Here is a 726-nt window from a genome sequence, read left to right as displayed (position 1 = left end):
TCAGCTTGGAAACCTCGTGACCACCATCGACACAGTCGGCGCCGCCGCCGACGCACAGACGAAATCCTGGTCCCGCGCGCTCGCGCCGTATCGCACGCCGAGCACGAAGCGCAGCGTCATCGAGATCGTTATCACGGCGGTCCCCTTCGTCGCGCTCTGGGCGCTCACCGCCGTTCTCGTGACCAACGGACACTGGTGGGGTCTGATCCTCACGGTGCCGACCGCCGGATTCCTGGTGCGCCTGTTCATGCTGCAGCACGATTGCGGTCATGGCGCCCTGTTCGCCCGCCGCGGCGTCAACGACTGGACCGGCCGCTTCATCGGCATCGTCACCTTCACACCCTACGATTACTGGCGACGCACCCATGCCGTGCACCATGCCACGACCGGCAATCTCGACCAGCGCGGCATCGGCGACGTCGACACGCTGACCGTCGCCGAATACCAGGCCCTGTCGAAATGGGGCCGCATCCGCTACCGTCTGTATCGCCATCCGGCGGTGATGTTCGGTTTCGGCCCCGCATGGCTGTTCATCTGCCAGTACCGCCTGCCGATCGGCCTGATGCGGGCCGGCGTGCAGCCCTGGACCTCGACGCTGGCCACCAATCTGGGCATCGCCATCCCGGCGGCGCTGCTGATCTGGGTGATGGGCCTGGTGCCCTTCCTGGCGGTGCAGCTGCCGATCACGCTGATGGCGGCAACCGCCGGCGTCTGGCTGTTCTACGT

Annotated in this window: 1 protein-coding gene; it reads left to right on the top strand. The window is 66.7% G+C overall.

The genetic code is table 11. The annotated features are described in order from the left end of the window. Positions 1-16: 16 nt before the first annotated feature. Positions 17-726: fatty acid desaturase (locus VQ042_RS25760; RefSeq protein WP_331823075.1), on the top strand; the 710-nt coding region annotated here is incomplete at its 3' end.

The sequence above is a fragment of the Aurantimonas sp. A2-1-M11 genome (assembly GCF_036549475.1).
Taxonomy (GTDB): Bacteria; Pseudomonadota; Alphaproteobacteria; order Rhizobiales; family Rhizobiaceae; genus Aurantimonas.
Note: the sequence above shows the minus strand (reverse complement) of the source record. Positions and strands in the feature narration are given on the sequence as shown.